Origin of the sequence: Vibrio sp. Isolate33 (genome assembly GCF_022397895.1) — a bacterium.
In the GTDB taxonomy this organism is placed as follows: domain Bacteria; phylum Pseudomonadota; class Gammaproteobacteria; order Enterobacterales; family Vibrionaceae; genus Vibrio; species Vibrio pomeroyi.
Genome location: NZ_JAKEUP010000009.1, coordinates 1 through 24536, shown reverse-complemented (window position 1 = coordinate 24536; position 24536 = coordinate 1). Strand labels below are relative to the sequence as shown.

Sequence of the window (24536 nt, the reverse complement as noted above, 5' to 3'; positions counted from 1 at the left end):
AATCAAAGACAAAGGAAAGTTATGGGACTCGCGATAATTCATAGCCGAGCAAGTGTGGGTGTTGAGGCGCCAGAAGTGACCGTAGAGGTCCATATAAGCAACGGAATGCCCGGTTTTACGCTGGTGGGTTTGCCTGAAACGACGGTCAAGGAATCCAAAGACAGAGTAAGAAGTGCCATCATCAACTCTCGCTTTGAATTTCCCTCGAAAAGAATAACGGTCAACCTTGCTCCTGCAGATTTACCCAAAGAGGGCGGCCGTTTTGACCTGCCAATCGCACTAGGGATCTTGGTGGCATCCGATCAGCTACCCACATCTAAAATAGATCAACATGAATTCATCGGCGAATTGGCTTTGTCAGGAGAGTTGCGTTCAGTGAAAGGAGTGCTACCCGCAACACTCGCTGCTGATAACGTCGAACGTTGCTTGGTTGTGCCACATCACAATGGTGATCAGGCAGCCTTAGTCGGTAAGGGAGCGCATAAGTCTGCACAAACCCTGTTAGAAGTTTACGCAGACATGTGTGGTCAGGCTCAGCTTGGTTTGTATCGAACAGAGCAGCATCAAGTTGATGTGTCTGAGCATCGTGACCTACAAGATATTATTGGTCAGCAGCAAGGCAAGCGAGCGTTGGAAATAGCCGCGGCTGGCAACCATAACTTATTGTTCCTTGGTCCTCCTGGAACGGGCAAGACCATGCTCGCTTCTCGACTACGCGACCTATTACCTGAAATGAGTGATGACGAGGCGATGGAAACCGCTTCAGTGGCTTCGTTAACACAGCAAGAGATCAATCAATACAATTGGAAGCAGAGGCCATTTCGATCGCCTCACCACTCGAGCTCGATGGCGGCACTGGTAGGTGGTGGTTCTGTTCCTCGCCCCGGTGAGATCTCTCTGGCTCATAACGGGTTACTGTTTCTGGATGAGATGCCTGAGTTTGAGCGCAAGGTGCTCGATTCACTGCGCGAGCCGCTAGAATCGGGCGAGATTATTATCTCGCGTGTGGCAGGTAAGACTCGTTTTCCTGCGCGCTTTCAGTTGGTCGGCGCCTTGAACCCAAGCCCAACTGGTTATTACGAAGGTAATCAAGCCCGAGCTAATCCTCAGATCATATTGCGCTATCTCAATCGATTGTCTGGGCCATTGCTTGATCGGTTCGATATGTCATTGGAGATCCCCTTGCTTCCCAAAGGAATGTTGGCTGAAGGTGGCGATCGTGGTGAAACCACTCAAGTGGTAAAGCAAAGGGTCAAACAAGCGCGTCAGTTGATGCTGTCTAGGAACCATAAATCGAATGCGTTGCTAGGAAGTCGAGAAATTGAAAAATATTGCCCACTTCGACGTGAAGATGCAGAGTTTCTTGAAACCGCGCTGCATCGGTTGGGTTTATCGATTCGTGCTTATCATCGAATTATCAAGGTCGCACGCACCATCGCTGATTTGGATGGTAATGAACAGATTGAGAAGAAGCATTTATCGGAAGCGCTGGGTTACCGCGCGATGGATAGGTTGTTGAAGCAACTTACAGCACAAGCTGTGTAGTCACTGTGTTGTGGCAAACAAAAAAGCCTGCAATTAAGCAGGCTTTCGTCATTCAGGTTGGTTGCTATGAGTTAGCAGTGATTAGAACTTGTAGTTCAAGCCAACTGAAGCGATGTATTGTGACTCATCGTAGAAGGTGATGTTTGATTCACTAGTACCGTAACCGGCAAGAGCAACAAACGACCAGTTTTCCCATTCCATGAACTGATCATATTCATACGCGGCGAATAGATTGATATTGTCGTCGCTGCGCTTCTTTTGAAAAGTCATGCTGCTCGCATCGTAAGAGCGTTGGTTGTAACCCGCAGTTAGTGCGTACTGGTGACGACCCATACCGCCGAACAAGCTGACTTCACCACCGAATTGTTCGAACGAAGCTGCATCGCCTTTAGCGTCTGTTGATTGATAGATCAAAGACGGAACCAGCATCATGGTGCGGCTAATCGGTTGGCGGTACTGACCTTTCAGGTAGAAAGTATCCGCATCACGCTTTAGTGCGTCCTCAACCAGATCATTTTCTACATCTCTGGTCGCGAAAGCCATATCGAGAGAGAACGCTGAGCCAGCAATGCTATCCAGCTTTAGACGGAACGCATTACCGGTTTCGTCCGTTTCACTTCGAGCAACATCTACTGCGTAAGGGTTAGCCCAAGTCTCACCAGACATAATGGTTGGCAGAATTGAAGCATCGATTACCATGCCAGACTCAAGCTGGTATTTGTAACCCACTTCAAGTACCACAGTACCCGTTGCAACGTCATCACGTGCTGTACCTGTGTAAACCTGATGGTTCAATTTCTCGCCGAAGGTGTACGCAACGCTACCTAGAGGAGCAATCAGAAATGAGCTTTCCGAAGAAGCCTTCTGTTCATTAGATGAAATAGTGCTGTCAGCATCGGTATTAAAGTTTGAGGTTGAAGAAGTAAAACCGGTGTTGATAGAGATTTCACCACTGAAACCTGCTTCATCAGCAAGCTTGGCAAAAGCAGGTGCTGCGGCAACGCTCAGTGCTAATAACGTATATTTGATTTTCATTCAGAGGCTCCTTACCCCGGTGAGTGGTAGCAATAAATGGCTGTTAATAAAAAGTTATAGAAAACAACATAATCTAAAGGTTCACTTTATCGCGCACCTTATAAAGGTTTATTAGATAAATGGGAAGTAGAACCGTATTCCAGGCTGAAAATTATGTGTTTACTGAAGATGATTAAAAAGGGTCAGGCATAAAAAAGGAAGCCGAAGCTTCCTTATTATGGTTTTTTGATTGTTTTTTACTTCTTCAGTAGGAAGTTAACCAATTCAAAGTACTCGTCTAGGCTGTTGATGCCTTGTGCTTCTACTAGGTAGCGGTTGTTCACTACTACAGCAGGTACGCCTGAAAGGCCGCTGTCTTTGAATGCTTTGTCGAAACGACGAACCATTGAATCTACCGCAAAGCCATTGTATGCCGCATCAAACTTCTTAGCATCAACACCTTCGTCTAGGAAAATTTGACGCAGTTCTGCTTCATCACGTGGTGGTTTGTTCATGTTGTGAATGCGGTTAAACATCACTGGCACCATCTTGTCTTCAACCTTCAGTGCAATCATGGTCGCGTAAGCCTTACTCATTGGCAGACCCATGTTGCCACCCATGAATGAAACATGGTTCTTCTGTAGTTTAGCGTCCGCAGGTAGCTGTTGTTTTAGCTGCTGGATGATAGGCTCAAAGCTATTACAGTGAGGGCAGTAGAAAGAGAAGAACTCTGTCACTACTGGCTTCTTTGATGCTTCTAGATCGAGAACTTTGTAGTGCTCACCTTCGTTAAATTTCGCAGCGTGAGCTGAAAGGCTCAACATGATCAATGAGAAAAATGCGAATAGCTTTTTCATTTATCCAATCTCCATTATGTTTGAATTTTTATCTAGTTGTATGTTGCGATTGCGGTTACCACTGAGGCATTAACGAAAGTGGTGGCTCTTGCAGGGTAGCAATTTGCTCTTTACAAGCAAGTACTTGTTGCTCCCAATATTTCGGATCATTAAACCACGGGAAGGCCAAAGGAAACGCCGGATCGTGCCATCGCTTCGCTAACCATGCCATGTAATGCACCATACGTAGACCGCGTAGTGGTTCGATTAGTTTCAGTTGCGAGGTATTAAAATCGCAAAACTCTTGATAACTCTCCAGCAGAATATCGAGTTGCATCAGCTTATCTTGGCGTTCACCGTTGAGCAGCATCCATAGATCTTGTATCGCAGGGCCATTACGTGCGTCATCAAGATCAACGAACATCGGCCCGTCGCGCCACAGAATATTGCCTGGGTGGCAATCGCCATGCAGGCGGATGTTCTCAATGTTGCTAGGCCATTGGCTCTCTAACTCTTTAATCAGAAGGTCGACGTCATTGAAGAACGCGTTCTCTAGGTGAGTAGGGATAAACTGAGAGTTTTCTAATATCTTACGTGGTTGATACAGATACTCATCTAGGCTGATGGTTGGGCGATGTTGGAAGGTTCTTCCTGCACTCGCTTTGTGAATTCGGCCTAGGAAGCGTCCGACACCTTCTAGTTGGTCTAGGTTATCCACTTCATATTGTCGACCGCCAACGCTTTCGAACAACGCAAATAGGTAACCTTGATATTCATGCAGGGTTTCACCGTTGACGCGCATTGGTGGAGCGACTGGCATTTCCTGTTCGATCAACTCAAGCGCGAAGTCGTGTTCTTCTTGAATCTGCTCTTTGTTCCAGCGCTGTGGGCGATAAAACTTAACGACGTAGCGTTTACGGTCTTCATCGGTGAATTGATAGACCCGGTTTTCGTAACTGTTGAGAGCGAGAAGCCCGGATTCAGCACGAATCCCAATGCTTTCCAGTGCGTACCACATGAAGTCGGGGGTCAGGTTATCAAAGTTAAAGGCTTGCATCGTCATATAATAAAAAAGGCTCATTACTGAGCCTTTTTCCATTTATTGGGTTATACCAACCGTTGGGGGGTTAGTATCAGAGTTTCTTGATAAAGCGGCTTTCTACTTCCATCGTAAACTCTTCATTATCCGAGAGTATAAACTGAATTGTCGAAACTGGTGAGCTCAGTTTTTCTGGGTCGGCGCCTAAACTGATAGGTAGGTTCAAAACCTCGCCTGGATCGACAGTAATCGTCTGTTTGCCGTACCAGATAGAATCGGGCAGTCCGCTAACATCGAGCTTGTACTCTTGCTCTTGTTGAGTCTTGTTGATCACTTTCAAGGTGTAGGTGTTTTCAACCAACCCTTGGTTATTGACTCTGAACAGCTGGTTTCTGTCACGAAGTACGCTCAGACCCGCAGGATCAACACTCGCGATTTGTACGAAGAACAAGCCCAGCATAAGAACCAATATCGCCCCATAGCCTAACAACTTCGGACGCATTACCTTGGTTGAATGCCCTTCAAGCCTGTGTTCAGTGGTGTAGTTGATCAGGCCTTTGTCATAACCCATACGCTCCATTGTGTTGTCACAAGCATCAATACACGCACCACAATTGATACATTCATATTGCAGGCCGTCACGGATATCAATCCCCGTCGGACACACTTGAACACACAGGTTACAGTCAATACAGTCGCCTAAGCCAAGCTCTTTTGGATCGGCCTTACGAGAGCGAGGACCGCGGCTCTCACCACGCTCAGTGTCATAACCAACGATGAAGGTGTCTTTATCAAACATCGCAGATTGGAAGCGAGCGTAAGGACACATGTGCAGACACACAATCGAGCGCATCCAACCTGCGTTGGCATAAGTACAGCCCGCAAAGAACAGAACCCAAAATACAGGCCAGAATGACGAGTTAAAGGTAAAGAAGCCAACCACTAACTCTTTGATTGGGATGAAGTAGCCAACAAAGGTTAAGCCGGTCGCAATAGCAATCGCCCACCACGCAATGTGTTTGAGGGTTTTTCTGACCATTAGATTGGTGGTCAATTTACCGGAATCTTGTTTTCTTCGTTTGTTAGCTGCACCTTCGAGTTTTTCTTCAAACCAGATGTACATGAAGGTCCACACGGTTTGAGGACAAAGGTAACCACACCACACACGGCCTAAAAAGGTGGTGATAAAAAACAGGCCGAACGCTGCAATCATGAAGAGGATCGCGAGCAGGGTCAGATCTTGCGGGTAGAGTGTGGTGCCAAAGAAGTTGAACTGTTGGCTGCCGATATCGAGCAAGATCGCTTGTCGCTCACCAAATGGAATCCACGGAATAAGTGCAAAAAGTAAAAGTAAGAACCAACCACCGTAGCGGCGTAATTGTTGGAATTTACCTTTGCTTTCTCGAACGTAGATTCGGTTACTTGGGTTAAATCGATCTCCATTACCTTTATGTGTTTTCGGGTTAAAGGTTTTAGGAGTCACATCTTTGATATCGATTTTATCCTGACTCATGGACTATCCTTTTTGTGGCTGGTTTGCTCGGTTAAATCGAGCAAGACGACATTACTTTAAAGTGTGGTTTAGAGAACCTGTAGAAATTGAGCTTGATGCGTCAATTGATATCGCACTTACTCTTATTATTTTAGAAGATTCTTATGGGTGGCGATTATAGCGACAATCTTGTTCTCATTTCTTTAACGCTATCAACCTTTAACAACAAAAGTCATAACAGTTGTGACGAAAAAATAGCGAACAGAAACAAAAAAGCGACCGAGTGGTCGCTTTTTAAAATTGAGCATTTTATCTATACGGCAATTACGCTGTTGATCATTGAGGTAATTATAGGATGCCGCGCGCTTTTAGAATTGCAGTTTTGAAATCATCTTCTTGGTCTTTTTTAAGACCCGGGATCATTTCATCTTTCTCGCTGTTGCGCATTTTTAGATGATAGATAAGAACATCGTCAGTCAGTTCTTCAAGTTTACCTTCGTAGCCGGCTTCTTTTGATAGCTTGATGATGAACTCTAACAAGTTAAGTTCTTGATCTTTCTGCCACTCAGGCTCCATCAGTTCAAGCAGTTCTTCTATGCGGTGACACTTCATACTTTATTCTCCACAAATTTTATAATGATTTGTGGCTAAGGTATCAAATCGGGTGGGGAATACCAATGTGTAAACGCATTTGGAGCAGGGAAAGAGGCAAGAAAAAAGCGCAGTAAAAACTGCGCTTTTTGTTAAGCGGCTTTAATTACTTTTGTTGTAGTCGGTGCTAATAAAGCAGTCTTCTCAACTAAAGTCATTGTTGGAGCCAATTTCTTTGCCGTTGGAGCAGCAACAAAGCCACTACGACGACGCATCGCACTACGGTTGGTGTGCGAGAACCTGACAGCTGTTGGGCGCATTCATTTACCTAACGGTCAGGCATATCCATTGCCAATCTAATGGCCTGATTTACCATGAGGTCCGCCTCAATTTCTTGAAGAGTCGCTCGTCTGGCTTTCGCCAATCCGAATAATAAATCAGGATAATGATATGCATGCATATCAAGGCTTAGATTATCACTATCTAACTTATCGATCGACGCCTGAGTGATAAATAGACGATATTAGAGCTAAAATAGTGTGAGCAGTATATTTGAGTTTGAACCTCTTTCAGGCTTAAGATGATGCTTTAAAGGAGGTGCATATGTCGTTCTTAAAGAAAACGTTAGCAAGTTTTGGTATTGGGTCTGCCAAGGTGGATTCTGTATTGCAACAGGAAGTGCTTTATCCAGGGCAAAAGGCGAGCATTATTGTGCACGTGTATGGTGGCGCTCAACCACAGGAGATCGACAACATCGATCTCAATCTGTGCTGTCGTTATGTCAAAGAAGTCACCATGAACTCGCAGAGACAAGAGGGCGGTCAAAAACGTCGAATGCACCAGACATACTCGTTGGCCAAATGGAGCCTGCCGTATGCCTTTGTTATTCAGCCGGGTGAAACCCGTGATTTTGAGTGTGAATTTGATGTTCCGTTGAATACCCCAGTGACGATCGGCGATTCAAAAGTATGGCTTGAAACCGGATTAGATATTGCGATGGCGATTGACCCATCGGATAAGGATATTTTAACGGTTCGCCCAGATGCACTTCTCGATGGCATTTTTAATGAACTTGAAGCTCAAGGTCTACGCATTCGCCAAGTTGAGTGCGAAGCGGTAGAAGGCTTTGAATTGCCATTTGTTCAAGAGTTTGAGTTTGTCCCTACCACAGGTCCATATCATGGTCGCTGGCGTGAACTGGAAGTTGTGGCTCATCGTGATGAAACCGAGCTTAAGTTGTGGTTTGAGATAGACCGTAATCGCGATGGTGCGAAAGGTATGTTGGCGAGCTTGTTAGGCATTGGTCAGCTGCAGCGTCAATTGAGTGTGCCATTGGATACGTCACCACAAGATGCAGGCAAGATGGTGCTTGAGTATCTAGACAACGCATCTTAGTTAGCTCTTTGGTTGTTTGGCTTTAGAGATCTTAGCTTCATAACACTGTTTAGGCGTTATTAATGTTACAAGAGATGTCATAAAAATTTAAGCTTACACGTGTAAGCTTAATGTGTAATACTAGGCAAATCGAACATTTACTCTAGTAGGATAATCATGTCTGCATCATCAGCGAGCGAATACAGTGACATAGAAGAACGCGCCAATGCGATAACCCATGGCTTGGGTGTTGTGCTTGGCGTGGTTGGTCTAATCCTGCTACTGATTCGTGCGTTTGACCATCAAGCCGACATGCTGACTATTGCGAGCATGGCGGTATATGGCAGCAGTATTATCCTACTCTTTCTCGCTTCCACGCTTTATCACTCGATCACCACAGAAAAGACCAAGCGCCTACTGAAAACTCTCGATCACTGTGCGATCTACTTGCTGATCGCAGGCAGCTACACGCCATTTTTATTGGTGAGTTTAAGAACACCATTAGCGATGGGCTTGATGGCGGTGATTTGGGGGATCGCGTTGGTGGGCATCATTATGAAGATTGCTTTCGTCTACCGATTTAAGCGTTTGTCATTGGTGACTTACTTGGCGATGGGTTGGTTGTCATTGATTGTGGTGTATCAACTGGCAATGAATATCGAGATGGGTGGTTTAGTACTATTGGCACTCGGTGGTGTGATTTACTCGTTGGGTGTGATTTTCTATGTGGCAAAACGCATCCCTTACAATCATGCCATCTGGCACTTGTTTGTGTTGGCGGGCTGCGCTTGCCATTTCTTCGCTATCTATCTGTACGTGACTCCGGTTTAACGAGTCAGCAATTCAACGATTTCAGCTTTGATTTGGTATTCAGGGTGCTGTTCAACAGCTAGCTTGATAGAAGTACCTTCGGCATCTGTTTTTGGTCGAAGGTAGGTATCTGCCATTCGTTTTATCGATTTCCAAACGGCTACCGTTTTCTCTTCTAGTAATTCACCGCTCGCTGAATACACGTCGAGTTTTACCGATACTAAGATCACGGCTTGTGTGCTTTGGTTGGTAATCGCGGTTGGGATAATCAGCTCACCATCTTCATAGTGACTCGCGCCTAGCACTACATCTACCCCGGATTGAGATAGTTGCAAGCTTGGCTTTTTGCTATCAACGACAATTGTCGTACCGCGCACGTTGGTCGCAACTGGAACTGCCACAACAGGAGCTGCTACGACAGGTACGGCGATCTCTGATGTTGTCGCTACTTCTTCCGTTTGCTTCGGTGCCACGTACTGCCAAGTAAAGTCATCTTTTAGCAGTATCTGTTTTCCATCTTGAAGAGTTACCATTTGGTCGGCGAAGGCTGAACTGCTCAGCAGTGCGCTTGCGATAAGTAGGTATGATTTCATCTGTGTTTCCTTAAATATTCGTGCAATTAGCGTCGCCAGAAGGCTGGGAAGAATAGAACGATTAACGTTAATATCTCAAGCCTTCCCATCAACATACCAAGGCTTAATAACCACTTAGCTGCGTCTGGCAGGGGAGCAAAGTTACCCGTCGGGCCAATTACGCTGCCCATCCCCGGACCAACGTTAGCAACCGCAGTGATAGCGCCAGAGATACTGGTGATTGGGTCTAACCCCATCGCACTTAACCCACCAGCGATTAAGATGATCGTAATAAAGAACATCAAACCAAATGCCACCAACGAACGCACGATGTCGTCGCTGACAGGGCGTTGGTTATAGCGTTGAACAAACACGCCTGATGGGTGAATTAGCTTCATCATCTGTTTGTGAAGCATAGTCATCGCTATCTGGAAGCGGAAGATCTTGATGCCACCCGAGGTTGAACCGGAACAGGCACCCGCCATCATCAGGAAGGCAAACAAGGTGGTTGGCAGTGCGCCCCACGCTGTGAAGTCTTCCAAGCCAAAACCTGTGGTTGTTACAACCGAAACGATGTTGAACATCGAGACACGCATGGCATCTAATACTGTGTAGCCATCCCTGACCACCAACCATGTGGATATAACAGCACTGGTGACTAAGAATAGGTAAGCGAAGCCTCTCACTTGGGCATCTTTGTAGAGGATAGAGAGCTTTCTACCGCGCAGCGCGCTGACAAAGAGTAGGAATGGTAGTCCGCCTAAGAACATGAACACGGTGCCCACCCAGTGAGCGCTGTTCGAGAAGTGGTTCATTGAGCCGTCTGAGGTTGAGTAACCGCCCGTAGATAGCGTGGTGAATGAGTGGTTGATGGCATCAAACACACTCATGCCTGCAAACAGATAGCTCACCAAACACAAGCCAGTTAATACCAGATAAACCGCTACGATGTTCTTGGCGACGGTTTTTGCTCTCGGGCTGCTTTTATCTGACCAGTCGGATGATTCGGTTTGGAAGAGGCGCATACCACCAACGTTGAGCATTGGCAGCACCGCTACCGCCATTACGATGAAACCTATGCCACCAAGCCACTGCAATATAGATCGCCACAATAGAATGCTTGGCGCCATGCTATCTAAGCCACTCAGTACCGTGGAACCTGTCGTAGTAATACCGGACATGGTTTCAAAGTAGGCGTCAGTGAAGCTGATATGGTTGATGAACACAAATGGCAGCGCGGCGAAGGCACTGGCAATCGTCCATACCAGAGAGGTGATCAGGAACATGTCCCGCACCCCAAGTCGGAACTTAGCTGAACGGCCTAAACTCAAGCAGATGAACGCGACGATGTGCGTGATCACTACCGATTGACCAAACTCGAGGAAGCCACCGGTGCCAGTAAAGAAGGCCACCAATGTGGGGATGTACATGAAAAGGGCCAGTTTTGATAACACTAACCCTATCACTAATAATATCGGACGAAAGTTGACCATAGCTTAATAGACCATCGCTTTGTGTCGGAGCTTCGTTCTCACATTAGAAGGTTGTGAGAAGAAGCTTACGAGAACAAGGCTATAAGAAGAACGGGCTCGGTTGGAATAGAGACTCAACATCAGGTACGTATTTCTTGTCCACTAGGAACATCACTACGTGGTCATCCTGTTCGATCACGGTTCTATCGTGCGCGATTAGTACCTCTTCTCCGCGAACAATCGCACCAATTGTCGTACCCGGTGGCAGTTTGATGTCGCCAATTGCTCGGCCAACGACTTTCGATGTGGTTTCGTCACCGTGAGCAATCGCTTCGATAGCCTCTGCAGCGCCGCGACGTAGTGAAGATACGTTTACAATATCAGCACGACGAACGTGAGTAAGCAGCGCAGAAATGGTCGCTTGTTGTGGAGAGATAGCAATATCAATCACACCACCCTGCACAAGGTCGACGTAAGCACCACGCTGAATCAGTACCATTACCTTCTTGGCGCCCATGCGCTTAGCCAGCATCGCAGACATGATGTTGGTTTCATCTTCATTGGTTAGCGCAATGAACACATCAACTTGATCGATGTTTTCTTCGGTTAGCAGCTCTTGGTCTGCTGCGTCACCACAGAATACGATGGTGTTTTCTAACTCTTCAGACAGCTTCTCTGCACGAGTGTAGCTGCGCTCGATAAGCTTGATGCTGTAGCTCTGCTCAAGGCGTTTCGCCAAGCTTGCACCAATGTTACCACCACCAACAATCATGATGCGGCGGTAAGGTTTCTCTAGACGTTGCAGCTCACTCATCACTGAGCGGATGTGGTTACTTGCCGCTACAAAGAACACTTCATCATCGGCTTCAATGATGGTGGTGCCTTGTGGGCGAATAGGACGACCTTGACGGAAGATAGCCGCAACACGAGTATCTATGTGTGGCATGTGCTCACGCAAAGCAGACAGTGCATTACCAACCAGTGGACCACCGTAGTAGGCTTTTACTGCCACCAGGCTCACTTTCTGTTCTGCAAAGCTCACTACTTGTAGTGCACCTGGATATTGGATCAAACGTTCGATGTAGCTGGTGACCAGTTCTTCCGGTGCAATCAGGTGATCGACAGGGATGGCACCAGATTTGAACAGCGCTTCTTTCTCCTCCAGATATTCTGGAGAACGAATACGGGCAATTCGGTTTGGCGTGTTGAAAAGAGAGAAGGCAACCTGACATGCGGCCATGTTGGTTTCATCCATGTTGGTCACGGCAACCAACATGTCGGCATCTTGTGCACCCGCTTCACGTAGTGTGTTCGGGTGGCTGGCATAGCCGTTTACAACCCTAAGGTCGTATTTGTCTTGAAGTTCACGCAGTCGGTCGGCATTACGGTCGACGATCGTGATGTCATTGTTTTCACCTACTAGGTTTTCAGCAAGGGTACCGCCTACTTGTCCAGCACCTAGGATAATGATCTTCATAGCCTTTCTCTTATTTTTGCCGTTGTAATTCTAGTGCGCGCATTTTGCTTCGATAATGCACTAGAAAGAAACAGCGGCTAAGAAATAAATTCTTAGCCGCTGTTAGTTGTTATGCCTGTTTTACTAGAACTGCGTAGTAGAAGCCATCCATATCTTCTTCACCAGGCAGTATTTGACGACCCGGATTTTCGATATCAGACCCAACCAGCGTTGCGTTCTCGGTGCGCTCTAGGAAAGCTTTCACCTGCAGAACGTTCTCTTGCGGTGTGATAGAGCATGTCGCATAAACCATGGTGCCGCCTTCTTTCAGCTGACGCCACATTGCGTCCATGATCTCACTTTGTAGCTCAGCGAGTGCATCAATATCAGATGCACGACGTAGCCACTTGATGTCAGGGTGACGGCGGATTACACCCGTCGCTGAACAAGGCGCATCAAGTAGGATACGGTCGAACTTATCGCCCATCCACCACTCTTCAGGGTAGCGAGCATCACCACAAATTACGTCGGCACGCAGTTGTAGGCGTTCAAGGTTATCGTAAACACGGTCTAGGCGTTTAATATCACAGTCAATGGCAACCACTTCAGTGTCGTTAGTGTGCTCAAGAATGTGTGCGGTTTTACCGCCTGGGGCTGCACAACAGTCTAGGATTAGCTCACCATCTTTTGGTGTTAGGTAATCTACCGAAAGCTGAGCAGCTGCGTCTTGTACTGATACCCAGCCTCTGTCAAAGCCAGGTAGTAAAGTCACATCACAAGGAGCGGCCAATTTTATGGCATCTGCAGCTTCTGGGTGCAGTGTGTATTCAATGTTTTCGTTTTTAAGCAGTTCAACATACTCGTCACGAGTGTGGTGTTGGCGGTTTACGCGCAACCACATTGGTGCCTTGCTGTTGTTTGCTTCAACCAGTTGCTCCCATTGATCTGGGTAGCTCTCTTGAAGCATTTTTAGAATCCAGCTCGGGTGGCCGTATTTGCCTGCATTGTGGCTAACGGCTTTCTCATCCAGCTCTTCTTGGTCACGTAGGTAGCTACGTAATACTGCGTTGATCAAACCACTTAGGCTTGGACCTCGCAGTGTTTTGGTCCCCTCAACGGTTTCCGCAACGGCAGCATGCGAAGGAATACGCATGAAGCTCAGTTGGTAAATGCCCACCAAAATCAGGTGGTGGAATACACGCTTTTTACCTTTAAGCGGGTTTTCCATCAGCTCGTTAGCGATTGACTCTAGACGAGGCAGGTAACGAAGTGCGCCGTAGCAAATCTCTTGCAGTAGAGCATGGTCTCGTGGGCGGATCGTTTTTTGAGCCGCAGGGAGAGCGTGTGAAAGAGAGTGGCCTTTATCGACAACTTGGAATAGGACATTTGCAGCAGCAGCGCGAACATTCATGAGGGGTACCGAATATTTATTTGAATACATGAGGGCATCTCTGCCCTCGTAAAGGTTTTCTAAGCTGCGCTTATGGCAGCTTTAAAAGCGGTTAAGAAAGTTGAGTTCCAACTTCAAACCAGCTTGCACGAGAGTTCAAGATATCCTGAACTGACATGGCTTTTTTACCTGGTACTTGCAGCTGTTCAAGAACAAGTACACCTTGTCCTGTCGCCACATAGATACCCGTTTTATCCGCTTGCAGAATGGTACCTGCAGGCTTATCAGTGGTTTGCTCTGCCACACGGCTTTGCCATACTTTGATGCTGTTTTCCGCAGCTTCAAAGTGGCTCATTGGCCATGGGTTGAAGGCACGAACGCAGCGCTCAATATGAGCCGCGTCATCACTCCAGTTGATACGCGCTTCTTCTTTACTTAGCTTCTTCGCGTAGTTAGCAAGTTCGTCGTCTTGTTTTTCAGCCACCGCTTTACCAGAAGCGATGTCAGACAAACACTCAACAAGCGCATCAGGGCCAAGGCCAGCTAGCTTTTCGTACATTGACGCACTGGTATCTGTCGCTTCAATTGGTAGCGTTGCGATACTTAGCATGTCACCCGTATCTAAACCGATATCCATCTGCATGATCGTTACGCCTGTCTCTTTATCACCTGCCCAAATAGAGCGTTGGATAGGAGCAGCACCACGCCAGCGCGGCAAGATAGAACCATGCACATTGATACAACCTAAGCGAGGTGTATCTAAAACCACTTGTGGAAGCAATAAGCCGTAAGCTACAACAACCATGATGTCAGCATTCAAATCCGCTAGCTCTTGCTTAGCTTCATCTGACTTGAAGTTTTCTGGTTGGTAAACCGGAATATTGTTTTCAAGTGCGATGTTTTTTACTGGGCTCGCAGTCAGTTTTTTACCGCGGCCTGCTGGACGATCTGGCTGTGTGTAAACAGCAATAACTTCATGCTCCGAAGACAACAACGCCGCCAAGTGACGGGCGGCGAAATCCGGAGTACCTGCGAAGACAATTCTTAAAGACTGACTCAAGGTAGGCTTCCTTCTAATTTAGTAATAGCAGCTGTGATTAACCCTGTTTCTCGTTGAAACGTTTAATTTTCGCTAGCTTATCTTGGATACGTTTACGCTTTAGTGGCGATAGGTAATCAACAAACAACTTGCCTTCTAGGTGGTCAAGTTCGTGCTGAACACAGATAGCCAGAAGGTCATCAGCGTCGAATGTGAATTCGTTGCCGTCACGGTCTAATGCTTTAACCGTTACTTCTGCAGCGCGAGGTACTAGAGCTCGAGCGCCTGGTACAGATAGGCAGCCTTCTTCGATACCATCTTCGCCGCGTTTTTCAGTGATTTCAGGGTTGATCAGAACCATAGGCTCATCACGCGTCTCTGAAATATCGATAACAACGATGCGTTGGTGGAAATCTACTTGCGTTGCCGCAAGGCCGATACCTTCTTCGTCGTACATGGTTTCAATCATGTCATCAACGAACTTTTGAATCTCTGGGGTAACTTCTTTTACCGGTTTCGCCACGGTACGTAGACGATCATCTGGTAATGTTAATACTTGTAATACAGACATATACACTCGAAATATTGAACTGTGCCGAAACAGCTTAAACCTTGTTGGCTCAATTCTAGACATTTTAGAGGTCAAATGACAGCATCCTGAAGGTAATTCTCCAATCAGATGTCATATATTCAGACCAAGGAACCTAGGTCATGCGTCATTTATTCCCTGCTTTATCTCTTATTTGTGCCTCGATTTCGTTCGCCGCTACGGCTGAAAATAGTGAGCAACCTTTAACCATTAAAAAGGGCGCACCCGAGGCGTATGTCGTGGTTAAGGGCGATACTTTGTGGGATATCTCTGCGATGTATCTCGATAGCCCATGGCTGTGGCCAAGGTTATGGCAGGTGAATCCAGAGATAGAAAACCCTCATCTTATTTATCCCGGAGATAAACTGTCTTTGGTTTGGATTAATGGCGAGCCTGTATTGAGCCTCAAGCCAGTTATCAAGCTTAGCCCTAAGATTCGTGTCTCTGAGAAGAAAGCAGTACCTACCGTCAACGAGGGGCTGGTTCTACCTTATTTACAGTCTGATCGTTTGGTTGAGCAGCAAGATATCGATTTGGCGCAACGAGTATTAGGGACCAGTGATGGAAAGAGGTTCTTATCGGGTGCAGACCGGTTATTTATCTCAGGTAACCAGCAGCATCAAAAGTGGGGTATCTACCGCGCCGTTGAAACTTATCAACGACAACAACCTCAAGCGAGTATGACCTCGTTGCGTTTGGTTGCCACTGCGCGTTTAAAAGAGGTGGATGCTGAGTTCAGCAGCTTGCAGATAGATACGCAATTGCAAGAGGTATTGCTAAACGACCTTGTGCTACCAGAACTTGGTGTTGATCAGGTGAAGCTCTCTACCACGTTTTATCCTGCACCTAGTGCGGCGGGTCAGTTTGCTAATATCTTGGGTTCATTAGATGGTAGCCAGTACAGCGCGAAGAATCAGGTAGTGGTGATCAACAAGGGTTCACAGGACAACCTTCGCCAAGGTTCTATGTTTACCCTCAGTGAAAGCGGTGCTGTGGTGTTTAGTAAACAAGGTGAATACAGCTATAAAGAGTCTGCGGCGAGCGATAAGGTGCAATTGCCAAGTACCTCGCTGGGTAGCTTGATGGTCATTCGTCCCTATGAGTATTTTAGCCTCGCGTTGATCACTCAAAGCTCTAAGCCTGTTAGTAATGACATTCTGGCGGTATCACCTTTGGATCTTGCTTTGACGGAAGAGGTTAAGGGCACCGAGTGAATGAGCAACAACTGAGTGCTTGGCTAACTCTAAGTTTTGTTCCGCAATTGGGTGGCAAACGGCTTTCTCGCTTGCTGAGTATCGATTCCCCTTCGAACATTGTTGGCTACTCAAGTCAGCAGCTGCAAGCGATCGGTTTGTCAGCCAAGCAAATTTCTTATCTAAAAGAGCAAGCCCCAAGAGAAGTGGAGGCTTGCTTAGCATGGCAAGCAAAACAACCTAACCATCACATCATTACCCCTAATTGCCCACATTATCCCAAACTGCTCAATGAGATTGCCTCTGTGCCCAGTGTTCTTTTCGTTAAAGGATACGTCGAAAAGCTAATTGAACCGCAAATCGCGATGGTCGGCAGTCGTAATGCTAGTCTCGAAGGGCTGCAAACCGCGAAGTCCTTCGCCAAAGAGTTTGTCCAAAACGGCTTGATTGTCACCAGTGGCTTAGCGCTCGGTATTGATGGCTATGCTCATGATGGTGCTCTAGATAAAGGAGGGGAAACTTTTGCAGTGTTGGGTTCTGGCTTGGATTCCATTTATCCTGCACGGCACCGAAATCTAGCTGAGAGGATCTGTGAGAATGGAGCGCTGATTTCAGAGTTTCGACCGAGTGCTAAACCAAGACCTGAACATTTCCCCCGTCGTAACCGTATTATAAGTGGCTTGTCGTTAGGAACCTTGGTGGTTGAAGCGGCTGAGAAGAGTGGTTCTTTGATTACGGCTCGCTATGCGATGGAGCAAGGTCGAGAGGTGTTTGCGCTGCCCGGTTCAATTCATAACCCAACCAGTCGCGGAGGTAACAGTCTCATCAAAGCTGGAGCATGTTTAGTGCAAAATGCTCAAGATGTTCTGATTGAAATAAAGAGTCTGTTAAACTGGTCTATAGATCAACAGCCGAGCTTATTCGAACCTACGCAGAATAAGGGTGAAAATGAACAATTGCCATTTCCACAGCTGTTAGCTAACGTAGGATTAGAGGCGACACCCGTTGATATTTTGGCACAGAGAACCCATATACCTGTGCATGAAGTCATGATGCAGCTTTTAGAGCTTGAGCTCTCAGGGCATGTTGTTGCAGTTTCCGGTGGCTATATTCGAAAGGGGAGAGGCTAAGCTATGATGATGGACATACTGATGTACTTGTTTGAAACCTACATCCATAGCGATTCTGAATTGCAGGTGGATCAAGATGAGCTGGAAGATGAGCTTCTTCGAGCAGGGTTTCACCAAGACGATATTTATAAGGCCCTCCATTGGTTAGAAGATCTTGCGGCACTGCAAGATACCGATAACCAAGCGGCGATTACTATGTGTTCCAATACCTCGATGCGTGTTTACACCAGTCGAGAGGTATCGCGTATTAATATGGAGTGTCGAGGTTTCTTATTGTTCCTAGAGCAGATCAACGTGCTCACGACAGAGATTCGTGAAATGGTGATTGATCGTGTGATGGGGCTTGAAACCAACGAATTTGAGTTGGATGATCTGAAATGGATTATCTTAATGGTGCTATTCAATGTACCGGGTAATGAAAGTGCTTACACGCAAATGGAAGAGCTGTTGTACACCAAAGAGCAAGGTATCTTGCATTAATACAGGCTTGTCATGAGTAGTAAGATTGATAATCAGCTTTTTTCAGCACATGAACATGCGTTAGAGCATGAACCATGTCCACAGTGCGGTGGAGAGCTTCAGCTTCGCCATGGTAAGCACGGCCCATTTTTAGGCTGTAAGCAGTATCCGAGCTGTGATTACATCAAGCCTTTGCATCAAAACGATGGCCATGTGGTGAAAGAGCTGGGTGTACCGTGTCCTAAATGCCAAAATGAATTGGTACTAAGACAAGGTCGCTTTGGGATGTTCATTGGCTGTAGCAACTATCCAGAGTGTAATCACATCGAATCTTTGGACCAACCAAAAGAACAACCTGAAGAGCAGCCGCTGGTTGCATGTCCTGAGTGTGGTAGAGGCCACTTGGTTGAGCGTAAATCTCGCTATGGTAAAACCTTCTATGCGTGTGATAACTACCCTAAGTGTAAGTTTGCCGTTAATCAGCCTCCTGTTCTTGGCCGCTGTGAAGAGTGCCAATTTCCGTTGTTACTTGAGAAGAAAACAGCTAGCGGCACAAAGAAGCAATGCGCTGATCGTAAGTGTCATCACATTCAGTCTCAGTAGTCATGTTAATCACAGTAAGTGAATGACCAGAAATAAAAAACGGCGCTCAATGAGCGCCGTTTCTATATCCAATGAACTTTTTATATCCATAAACCAATGTAGGTTTACTTCATCTGTTCAGCAAACTCATGCACAGCCGGGTAGGCTTGCTTATCAAGAATATCAGACAGTGAGCACAACGCTCTTTGCAGTTCTGCATTGTAATCTGCGCTCACGTTAATGTGGCCCATCTTACGACCTGCACGCTTCTCTTTACCATACCAATGAACATGACAGCCGCCTTGAGCCAGAATAGCCTCAGGTAGAGTATCTTCACCAAGAATGTTGATCATTGCGGTTGGACGAATCAGCTTAGTGCTGCCTAGTGGCATGCCACATACAGCACGCAGATGGTTCTCAAACTGACAAGTTTCAGCGCCTTGTTGCGTCCAGTGGCCAGAGTTATGAACACGTGGTGCAATCTCGTTAACCAGCAGTGAACCTTGAACATCAAAGAACTCAAGTGCTAGTACGCCAACGTAATCTAAGCGCTCTGCAATTGCTGTGAACATGGTTTTCGCTTGCTCTTGCAGTTCCATGTCATCAATCGCTGTCGATAAGCTTAACACGCCGTCGGTGTGAACATTCTCAGCCAGTGGGTACACTTGAATCTCGCCATTGGTACCGCGAGCACCAACCAATGATACTTCTCGGTCAAACGGAACAAACTCTTCAGCCACAATGGCTTGATTGTCTGTCGCAGCGATGCACTCGGCCATTTCTGCCCAAGTTGCTTCAGCGTTATCTAATGTCTTTAAACGCCACTGGCCCTTACCATCGTAGCCGCCAAGTGTGCTCTTCAGTACCATTGGTAGGCCAACGTGAGCGATCGCAGCGTCAAAGTCTTCGCGAGAGTTAATCACATAGTACTTAGCGTTTTTCACGTTCGCTTCGTCTAGCAGCGCTTTTTCAAGGCGACGGTCACCGCCTGCTTTGATTGCTTCTGTGGTCGGTAAGAACTTACCGCTGCGTTCACATACCTCAAGTACATCGTGAGGGATGTGTTCGAACTCAGCAGTAATGACGTCCGCGCGCTCAATCGCATTTTCTAAGCCGTTGCCTAGAATCGCTTGCGTTAATGGATGAACAATATTTTTGCTGCCAACATCAAAAGCAGAAATTTTAATATTCAGCGGTGCCCCAGCTAGGGACATCATGCGAGCAAGCTGGCCCGCGCCTAACACAAGAACATGCATGGGAATTAGTCCTCTGCAGGGTTTGGATTAGCAAGTACCGTTTCTGTTTGCTCAGAGCGGAACGCTTCTACTTTTGCCATCACATCTTCATTGTGTGTACCAATGATTTGTGCCGCTAGGATACCAGCGTTCGCTGCACCCGCTTCACCGATAGCTAGAGTACCTACCGCGATGCCTTTTGGCATTTGCACGATAGAAAGTAGAGAGTCCATGCCTTTCAATGCTTTAGATTGAACTGGAACACCAAGAACAGGTACGCTTGTGAAAGCAGCTGCCATGCCAGGTAGGTGTGCAGCACCTCCTGCGCCAGCAATAATCACTTTAATACCGCGCTCTTTCGCACTGGTTGCGTAGTCTGCTAGCAACTGAGGTGTGCGGTGAGCAGAAACCACTTTTGTTTCGTACGCCACGCCAAACTGATCCAACATTTCTGCAGCTAGCTTCATTGTTGGCCAGTCAGATTTAGAACCCATGATAATACCGACAGTCATCTCAAACTCCTTCAGGTACGATTTAATTAGTGATTAGATATTTTGCGCGCATTATACGGGTAAAATTGCCCAAGGAAAACGTTTGCGTCGGTCTAAGTTGTTAATTGATACATTTTATAAACAAATAGCTTTAGTCACAGTGAGTGATAATTTGTACACTTAGTGAGTTAGATAACTGAATTAATGAGGCACCCGTGGATAACTTTCAACATACATTGCAGGCATTACAACAAGGTGAAGTCATTGCTTACCCGACCGAAGGCGTTTTTGGGGTCGGTTGTGATCCAGATAATCCACAAGCCATCAAGAAATTACTCGAGTTAAAGCAGCGCCCGGTTGAAAAAGGCTTGATCTTAATTGCGGCAAATTACGAGCAGTTGCTTCCTTATATAGATGAGAGCCAACTAACCGATGACCAATTAGCAACGGTTAAAGCGACATGGCCGGGTCCAGTTACTTGGATTATGCCGACCAGCAGCAAAGTAACAGACTGGGTCAGCGGTCAATTTGATTCGATCGCGGTACGCGTGACTGATCACCCTTTGGTTCAAAGAATGTGTAATGAGTTCGGTAAGCCGTTAACCTCTACCAGTGCTAACCTAACGGGTGAGCCGCCTTGTATGACGACTGAAGAAGTTCAACAGCAATTAGGTCAACACTTAGTCGCGATTCTAGAAGGTCAAACGGGTGGTCGCGAGAAGCCTAGCGAAATTAGAGATGCAAAAACGTCGAAAATATTAAGACAGGGTTAAACCCTGCAAAGGAAAGTAAAATGTCAGCAATTGATAAAGAAGCAGTAAAGCAGTTTTTACTGAGCCTACAAGATTCGATTTGCCAACAGCTTGAGCAAGCTGATGGTAAAGCGTTGTTTGAAGAAGACGCATGGGAGCGCGAACCTGGCGAACGCCTCGGTGGTGGTGGTCGTACTCGTGTGATGACCAACGGTGCGGTCTTTGAGCAAGGTGGTGTTAACTTTTCTCATGTTGCAGGTAAGGCAATGCCGGCTTCAGCAACCGCTCACCGCCCTGAATTAGCCGGACGTAAGTTTGAAGCTATGGGTGTGTCGTTAGTTATCCACCCTAAAAACCCTTATATCCCAACCTCACACGCCAACGTACGATTCTTTATTGCCGAAAAGGAAGGGGAAGCCCCTATCTGGTGGTTCGGTGGTGGTTTTGATTTAACGCCATTCTATCCAGTAGATGAAGATTGCCAGTCTTGGCATCAAACCGCTAAAGATCTGTGCGCACCATTTGGTGATAACGTGTATCAAGAGCACAAAGAGTGGTGTGATAAATACTTCTACTTGCCTCACCGTGATGAGACGCGCGGTGTTGGTGGTCTGTTCTTTGATGACTTAAATGAGTGGGGTTTCGATAAGAGCTTTGCTTACATGAAGTCGGTCGGTGAAGGTTTTGCTGAGGCGTACTTACCTATTGTCGAGCGTCGCAAAGAGATACCTTATGGCGAACGCGAGCGTGACTTCCAACTATACCGTCGTGGCCGCTATGTTGAATTTAACCTAGTGTATGACCGTGGCACCCTATTTGGTCTACAAAGCGGTGGTCGCACAGAGTCTATCTTGATGTCTATGCCGCCATTGGCTCGTTGGGAATACCGTTACGAACCAGAAGCCGGGTCACCAGAAGCTCTGCTTTATAGTGACTACCTAAAACCGCGAGTTTGGTAGTTCTTCCTTCCTTATAGGGATAGTGATAGGGTCATCTATATAGATGACCCTTTTTATTATTTCTGTTAGGTAAGGATATGACACAGCAAGTAGATCGTTATGCCGTTTTCGGTAACCCTATTGGGCAAAGCAAATCGCCATTCATTCACACATTATTTGCTCGCCAAACCAATCAACAACTTACCTATACAGCATTGCAGCCAGAATATGGCCAATTCATTACCGCGGCTAAAGCTTTTTTTAGCGAAGGTGGTAGAGGGTGTAACGTCACTGCGCCATTTAAAGAAGACGCTTATCAGTTTGCTAATCGCCTAACGGAAAGGGCTCAATTAGCTGGTGCAGTTAATACATTGAAGAAGTTAGATGACGGAGAGATCATCGGTGATAACACTGATGGTGAGGGTCTCGTTCAAGATTTGCTTCAGCATCAAGTGGTATTAGAGGGTGCTCGAGTTCTTTTGCTAGGTGCTGGTGGCGCAGCAAGAGGTGTAATTCAGCCCCTTCTTGATCAAAAACCACAACAATTGGTGATTGCTAACCGAACCAGTTCAAAAGCCGAACTTTTAGCTGAGATGTTTTCTTCACATGGCAATATCAAAGGAATGGGACTAAATGATGTGAATGAAGGCTTTGATGTCATCATTAACTCCACGTCATCAGGTCTAAGTGGTCAGCTCCCTGAAGTTTCCGATGTCATTTTTAATACAAATAGCGCCGTCTATGACATGGTCTACGGATCTGGAACGACAGTATTTAATCAGTGGGCGTTAGATTATGGTGTTCATGCTGCTTATGATGGTTTAGGTATGCTGGTGGGTCAGGCTGCAGAGAGCTTCATGCTATGGCGTGGTCTTCGTCCGGGAACCAAACAGATCTTAAGAGAATTACGAAGAAATCTAGAGATGTAACAAGGTAATTGTAAAAATGAATCAATCAATCTTATTTCCTGATATCCAAGATTGGGATGAAGAGAGTCAGTCTATCGTTTTTCCAGCACAGCAGTCTGGTGCACTGATCGAATGTGTTGTGTCTATTGAAGAGTTGTCTCGATTGGCTGGTAAAGATATAGAAGAAGGCAAACAAGCGTTGGCTGTATTTTCTGAGCTTCGTTTTGATATTGAAGAATTAGCGGAAGAGCTAATAGAAGAAGAGGAGTATGACTCCTCTAATAGAATTCAGATCAAAGCGCTTTAGATAGGAAGCACAGAATCTAGATAGTCATTTTTATTCTGAACATAGTTGTCAGCCGACTTCTGCAAGAAAGCACGTTCTTTATCGTTTAATGGGCGTGCTTGCTTAACTGGGCTTCCTACATATAGGTAACCGCTCTCAAGTACCTTGTTAGGTGGAACCAAGCTTCCCGCACCAATCATCACTTCTTGTTCGATAACCACACCATCCAGCACAATAGCTCCCATACCGACGAGTACGCGATCCTTAATAGTGCAGCCATGCAGCATGACTTTATGACCGATAGTGACATCATTACCTATTAATAGAGGATAACCCTCAGGGTTTTCAGCATTCTTGTGGGTAACATGCAAAACACTGCCGTCTTGGATATTGGTTCTATCGCCTATATGTATGTGGTTCACATCCCCTCGAACTGCAACCAAAGGCCATACACTGGAGTCATCCCCGATTTTGATATCACCAACCAGTACCGAACTTGTATCTATATAGACACCTTGCCCGATCTGAGGTGATATACCTTTATAGCTGCGTATTGAACTCATAAATCCTCCTTTATATAGGCACCTTAAGCCCTTAATTAAGGGGAATACTAGTGAAAATGGCGTGTTTTGAACAAAAAACGCTCGAACAATCAAAAAAGTAAGAAAAACTTAAAAAAGGGCTTGCCAGTGTGATCGAAATCTCTATAATGCCACCTCGCTGACACGGGATGGCTTCGAAGCTTAGGTTTCAAAAGCAGGAACGAATCAGCAAGCCAAATTAGCCAAGCTAAGCGCTTGAAAAAAGTTTTGAAAATAGTGGTTGACACTAAAACTTAAATCGCTAAAATGGCCGTCCGATTTGAGCGAAGCTCAAAAAGGAAAAGCTCTTTAACAATTTAAACCTATCAATCTGTGTGGGCACTNAACTTAAATCGCTAAAATGGCCGTCCGATTTGAGCGAAGCTCAAAAAGGAAAAGCTCTTTAACAATTTAAACCTATCAATCTGTGTGGGCACTCGTTGATGAATATCAAAACGTTATTACTTAGGTAATAGCAGTTACTTCGGTAACAACATTGATTTCAATGAACTGAGTGACCAATACAAATAACTTCGGTTATTTGGCACAGTCAATTCATTATCATTCTGTTGGAATGGTAATAGCTTTAGAATTACATGTTCATTTTCGAATGAATATTAGTTTTGAAGTCAGTATTCGTTGAGTCACAAAATCTTAAATTGAAGAGTTTGATCATGGCTCAGATTGAACGCTGGCGGCAGGCCTAACACATGCAAGTCGAGCGGAAACGACACTAACAATCCTTCGGGTGCGTTAATGGGC

At 46.1% G+C, this 24536-nt stretch carries 26 protein-coding genes; 11 read left to right on the top strand and 15 right to left on the bottom strand.

What is annotated here, in order from left to right; translation table 11 throughout:
- Positions 1–21 precede the first annotated feature (21 nt).
- Positions 22–1545 carry a YifB family Mg chelatase-like AAA ATPase gene (locus tag L1D37_RS13890; protein WP_239848266.1) on the top strand — a complete coding sequence of 508 codons (1524 nt, stop codon included), beginning with the start codon at positions 22–24 and terminating at the stop codon, positions 1543–1545.
- An 81-nt stretch (positions 1546–1626) separates the two neighbouring features.
- On the opposite strand, the gene L1D37_RS13885 is transcribed toward L1D37_RS13890, so the two are convergent.
- The 6 genes from L1D37_RS13885 to L1D37_RS13860 form a co-directional block, all read right to left on the bottom strand.
- Positions 1627–2580: a DUF2860 domain-containing protein gene (locus L1D37_RS13885; protein ID WP_239848265.1), complete on the bottom strand. Its 954-nt coding sequence runs from the start codon at positions 2578–2580 to the stop codon at positions 1627–1629.
- A 236-nt stretch (positions 2581–2816) separates the two neighbouring features.
- Complete coding sequence (locus L1D37_RS13880) at positions 2817–3416, bottom strand: thiol:disulfide interchange protein DsbA/DsbL (protein ID WP_176680641.1); 600 nt, start codon at positions 3414–3416, stop codon at positions 2817–2819.
- A gap of 55 nt (positions 3417–3471) precedes the next feature.
- Positions 3472–4458: a serine/threonine protein kinase gene (locus tag L1D37_RS13875; protein ID WP_239848319.1), complete on the bottom strand. Its 987-nt coding sequence runs from the start codon at positions 4456–4458 to the stop codon at positions 3472–3474.
- A 70-nt stretch (positions 4459–4528) separates the two neighbouring features.
- Positions 4529–5947 carry a cytochrome c oxidase accessory protein CcoG gene (gene ccoG, locus L1D37_RS13870; protein ID WP_239848264.1) on the bottom strand — a complete coding sequence of 473 codons (1419 nt, stop codon included), beginning with the start codon at positions 5945–5947 and terminating at the stop codon, positions 4529–4531.
- Between the two features lie 327 nt (positions 5948–6274).
- On the bottom strand, positions 6275–6538 hold the full coding sequence (locus L1D37_RS13865) for a YihD family protein (protein ID WP_010433308.1): 264 nt from the start codon (positions 6536–6538) through the stop codon (positions 6275–6277).
- 131 nt (positions 6539–6669) lie between these two features.
- Positions 6670–6837 carry a hypothetical protein gene (locus L1D37_RS13860; protein WP_004739323.1) on the bottom strand — a complete coding sequence of 56 codons (168 nt, stop codon included), beginning with the start codon at positions 6835–6837 and terminating at the stop codon, positions 6670–6672.
- A gap of 283 nt (positions 6838–7120) precedes the next feature.
- On the opposite strand from L1D37_RS13860, the gene L1D37_RS13855 reads away from it, so the two are divergent.
- The gene (locus tag L1D37_RS13855) at positions 7121–7912 is read left to right on the top strand and encodes a sporulation protein (protein WP_029405285.1); all 792 of its coding nucleotides are present in this window, start codon (positions 7121–7123) and stop codon (positions 7910–7912) included.
- Positions 7913–8068: 156 nt separating this feature from the next.
- Entirely contained in the window at positions 8069–8722 is a 654-nt protein-coding gene (locus L1D37_RS13850) for a hemolysin III family protein (RefSeq protein WP_019820279.1), read from the top strand.
- On the opposite strand, the gene L1D37_RS13845 is transcribed toward L1D37_RS13850, so the two are convergent.
- The 6 genes from L1D37_RS13845 to def form a co-directional block, all read right to left on the bottom strand.
- Entirely contained in the window at positions 8719–9294 is a 576-nt protein-coding gene (locus L1D37_RS13845; RefSeq protein ID WP_239848263.1) for a DUF3157 family protein, read from the bottom strand. The two genes, L1D37_RS13850 and L1D37_RS13845, sit on opposite strands and share 4 nt — an antisense overlap.
- 26 nt (positions 9295–9320) lie before the next feature.
- Positions 9321–10766 carry a TrkH family potassium uptake protein gene (locus L1D37_RS13840; protein ID WP_019820282.1) on the bottom strand — a complete coding sequence of 482 codons (1446 nt, stop codon included), beginning with the start codon at positions 10764–10766 and terminating at the stop codon, positions 9321–9323.
- A gap of 79 nt (positions 10767–10845) precedes the next feature.
- Positions 10846–12222, bottom strand: a complete 1377-nt coding sequence (gene trkA / locus L1D37_RS13835; protein ID WP_004739332.1) for a Trk system potassium transporter TrkA — start codon at positions 12220–12222, stop codon at positions 10846–10848.
- Between the two features lie 109 nt (positions 12223–12331).
- Positions 12332–13612: a 16S rRNA (cytosine(967)-C(5))-methyltransferase RsmB gene (rsmB, locus tag L1D37_RS13830; protein ID WP_017631532.1), complete on the bottom strand. Its 1281-nt coding sequence runs from the start codon at positions 13610–13612 to the stop codon at positions 12332–12334.
- A gap of 91 nt (positions 13613–13703) precedes the next feature.
- Positions 13704–14651 carry a methionyl-tRNA formyltransferase gene (gene fmt, locus L1D37_RS13825; protein WP_239848262.1) on the bottom strand — a complete coding sequence of 316 codons (948 nt, stop codon included), beginning with the start codon at positions 14649–14651 and terminating at the stop codon, positions 13704–13706.
- Positions 14652–14688: 37 nt separating this feature from the next.
- Complete coding sequence (def, locus tag L1D37_RS13820; RefSeq protein WP_017058772.1) at positions 14689–15201, bottom strand: peptide deformylase; 513 nt, start codon at positions 15199–15201, stop codon at positions 14689–14691.
- A gap of 140 nt (positions 15202–15341) precedes the next feature.
- On the opposite strand from def, the gene L1D37_RS13815 reads away from it, so the two are divergent.
- From L1D37_RS13815 to L1D37_RS13800, 4 genes are read left to right on the top strand one after another with little or no spacing between them, the layout of a single operon-like run.
- Positions 15342–16433 carry a LysM peptidoglycan-binding domain-containing protein gene (locus L1D37_RS13815; protein ID WP_239848261.1) on the top strand — a complete coding sequence of 364 codons (1092 nt, stop codon included), beginning with the start codon at positions 15342–15344 and terminating at the stop codon, positions 16431–16433.
- Positions 16430–17542: a DNA-processing protein DprA gene (gene dprA / locus L1D37_RS13810; RefSeq protein ID WP_239848260.1), complete on the top strand. Its 1113-nt coding sequence runs from the start codon at positions 16430–16432 to the stop codon at positions 17540–17542. Before L1D37_RS13815 ends, dprA begins: the two co-directional genes overlap by 4 nt.
- 3 nt (positions 17543–17545) lie before the next feature.
- Positions 17546–18022 carry a DUF494 family protein gene (locus L1D37_RS13805; RefSeq protein ID WP_048657837.1) on the top strand — a complete coding sequence of 159 codons (477 nt, stop codon included), beginning with the start codon at positions 17546–17548 and terminating at the stop codon, positions 18020–18022.
- 12 nt (positions 18023–18034) lie between these two features.
- Positions 18035–18604 (top strand): topoisomerase DNA-binding C4 zinc finger domain-containing protein, encoded by a 570-nt coding sequence (locus tag L1D37_RS13800; protein ID WP_239848259.1) that lies wholly within the window; start codon positions 18035–18037, stop codon positions 18602–18604.
- Positions 18605–18708: 104 nt separating this feature from the next.
- Here L1D37_RS13800 and L1D37_RS13795 read toward each other — a convergent pair whose 3' ends face one another.
- Positions 18709–19839 carry a 5-(carboxyamino)imidazole ribonucleotide synthase gene (locus L1D37_RS13795; RefSeq protein WP_239848258.1) on the bottom strand — a complete coding sequence of 377 codons (1131 nt, stop codon included), beginning with the start codon at positions 19837–19839 and terminating at the stop codon, positions 18709–18711.
- 5 nt (positions 19840–19844) lie between these two features.
- Positions 19845–20330, bottom strand: coding sequence for a 5-(carboxyamino)imidazole ribonucleotide mutase (gene purE, locus L1D37_RS13790; protein ID WP_017073863.1), 486 nt, complete (start codon positions 20328–20330; stop codon positions 19845–19847).
- A 194-nt stretch (positions 20331–20524) separates the two neighbouring features.
- On the opposite strand from purE, the gene L1D37_RS13785 reads away from it, so the two are divergent.
- From L1D37_RS13785 to L1D37_RS13770, 4 genes are all read left to right on the top strand, one after another.
- Positions 20525–21082 carry an L-threonylcarbamoyladenylate synthase gene (locus tag L1D37_RS13785; protein ID WP_239848257.1) on the top strand — a complete coding sequence of 186 codons (558 nt, stop codon included), beginning with the start codon at positions 20525–20527 and terminating at the stop codon, positions 21080–21082.
- Positions 21083–21102: 20 nt separating this feature from the next.
- Positions 21103–22020 (top strand): oxygen-dependent coproporphyrinogen oxidase, encoded by a 918-nt coding sequence (hemF, locus tag L1D37_RS13780; RefSeq protein ID WP_239848256.1) that lies wholly within the window; start codon positions 21103–21105, stop codon positions 22018–22020.
- A 77-nt stretch (positions 22021–22097) separates the two neighbouring features.
- On the top strand, positions 22098–22928 hold the full coding sequence (aroE, locus tag L1D37_RS13775; protein ID WP_239848255.1) for a shikimate dehydrogenase: 831 nt from the start codon (positions 22098–22100) through the stop codon (positions 22926–22928).
- 16 nt (positions 22929–22944) lie between these two features.
- The gene (locus tag L1D37_RS13770; RefSeq protein ID WP_239848254.1) at positions 22945–23214 is read left to right on the top strand and encodes a DUF1488 domain-containing protein; all 270 of its coding nucleotides are present in this window, start codon (positions 22945–22947) and stop codon (positions 23212–23214) included.
- Here the strand turns inward: L1D37_RS13770 and L1D37_RS13765 are convergent.
- Positions 23211–23756 (bottom strand): gamma carbonic anhydrase family protein, encoded by a 546-nt coding sequence (locus tag L1D37_RS13765; RefSeq protein ID WP_239848253.1) that lies wholly within the window; start codon positions 23754–23756, stop codon positions 23211–23213. The two genes, L1D37_RS13770 and L1D37_RS13765, sit on opposite strands and share 4 nt — an antisense overlap.
- Positions 23757–24536 lie beyond the last annotated feature (780 nt).

Excerpts from the sequence above, each read along its gene's own strand:
- L1D37_RS13880 (WP_176680641.1), bottom strand. The coding sequence starts at position 3,416 with ATGAAAAAGCTATTCGCATTTTTCTCATTGATCATGTTGAGCCTTTCA.
- rsmB (WP_017631532.1), bottom strand. The coding sequence starts at position 13,612 with ATGAATGTTCGCGCTGCTGCTGCAAATGTCCTATTCCAAGTTGTCGAT.
- L1D37_RS13850 (WP_019820279.1), top strand. The coding sequence starts at position 8,069 with ATGTCTGCATCATCAGCGAGCGAATACAGTGACATAGAAGAACGCGCC.
- L1D37_RS13770 (WP_239848254.1), top strand. The coding sequence starts at position 22,945 with ATGAATCAATCAATCTTATTTCCTGATATCCAAGATTGGGATGAAGAG.
- L1D37_RS13885 (WP_239848265.1), bottom strand. The coding sequence starts at position 2,580 with ATGAAAATCAAATATACGTTATTAGCACTGAGCGTTGCCGCAGCACCT.
- L1D37_RS13800 (WP_239848259.1), top strand. The coding sequence starts at position 18,035 with ATGAGTAGTAAGATTGATAATCAGCTTTTTTCAGCACATGAACATGCG.
- hemF (WP_239848256.1), top strand. The coding sequence starts at position 21,103 with ATGTCAGCAATTGATAAAGAAGCAGTAAAGCAGTTTTTACTGAGCCTA.
- L1D37_RS13860 (WP_004739323.1), bottom strand. The coding sequence starts at position 6,837 with ATGCGCCCAACAGCTGTCAGGTTCTCGCACACCAACCGTAGTGCGATG.
- L1D37_RS13875 (WP_239848319.1), bottom strand. The coding sequence starts at position 4,458 with ATGACGATGCAAGCCTTTAACTTTGATAACCTGACCCCCGACTTCATG.
- L1D37_RS13840 (WP_019820282.1), bottom strand. The coding sequence starts at position 10,766 with ATGGTCAACTTTCGTCCGATATTATTAGTGATAGGGTTAGTGTTATCA.
- L1D37_RS13865 (WP_010433308.1), bottom strand. The coding sequence starts at position 6,538 with ATGAAGTGTCACCGCATAGAAGAACTGCTTGAACTGATGGAGCCTGAG.
- L1D37_RS13845 (WP_239848263.1), bottom strand. The coding sequence starts at position 9,294 with ATGAAATCATACCTACTTATCGCAAGCGCACTGCTGAGCAGTTCAGCC.
- purE (WP_017073863.1), bottom strand. The coding sequence starts at position 20,330 with ATGACTGTCGGTATTATCATGGGTTCTAAATCTGACTGGCCAACAATG.
- L1D37_RS13890 (WP_239848266.1), top strand. The coding sequence starts at position 22 with ATGGGACTCGCGATAATTCATAGCCGAGCAAGTGTGGGTGTTGAGGCG.
- L1D37_RS13805 (WP_048657837.1), top strand. The coding sequence starts at position 17,546 with ATGATGATGGACATACTGATGTACTTGTTTGAAACCTACATCCATAGC.
- ccoG (WP_239848264.1), bottom strand. The coding sequence starts at position 5,947 with ATGAGTCAGGATAAAATCGATATCAAAGATGTGACTCCTAAAACCTTT.
- L1D37_RS13795 (WP_239848258.1), bottom strand. The coding sequence starts at position 19,839 with ATGCATGTTCTTGTGTTAGGCGCGGGCCAGCTTGCTCGCATGATGTCC.
- L1D37_RS13855 (WP_029405285.1), top strand. The coding sequence starts at position 7,121 with ATGTCGTTCTTAAAGAAAACGTTAGCAAGTTTTGGTATTGGGTCTGCC.
- L1D37_RS13765 (WP_239848253.1), bottom strand. The coding sequence starts at position 23,756 with ATGAGTTCAATACGCAGCTATAAAGGTATATCACCTCAGATCGGGCAA.
- L1D37_RS13815 (WP_239848261.1), top strand. The coding sequence starts at position 15,342 with ATGCGTCATTTATTCCCTGCTTTATCTCTTATTTGTGCCTCGATTTCG.
- aroE (WP_239848255.1), top strand. The coding sequence starts at position 22,098 with ATGACACAGCAAGTAGATCGTTATGCCGTTTTCGGTAACCCTATTGGG.
- trkA (WP_004739332.1), bottom strand. The coding sequence starts at position 12,222 with ATGAAGATCATTATCCTAGGTGCTGGACAAGTAGGCGGTACCCTTGCT.
- def (WP_017058772.1), bottom strand. The coding sequence starts at position 15,201 with ATGTCTGTATTACAAGTATTAACATTACCAGATGATCGTCTACGTACC.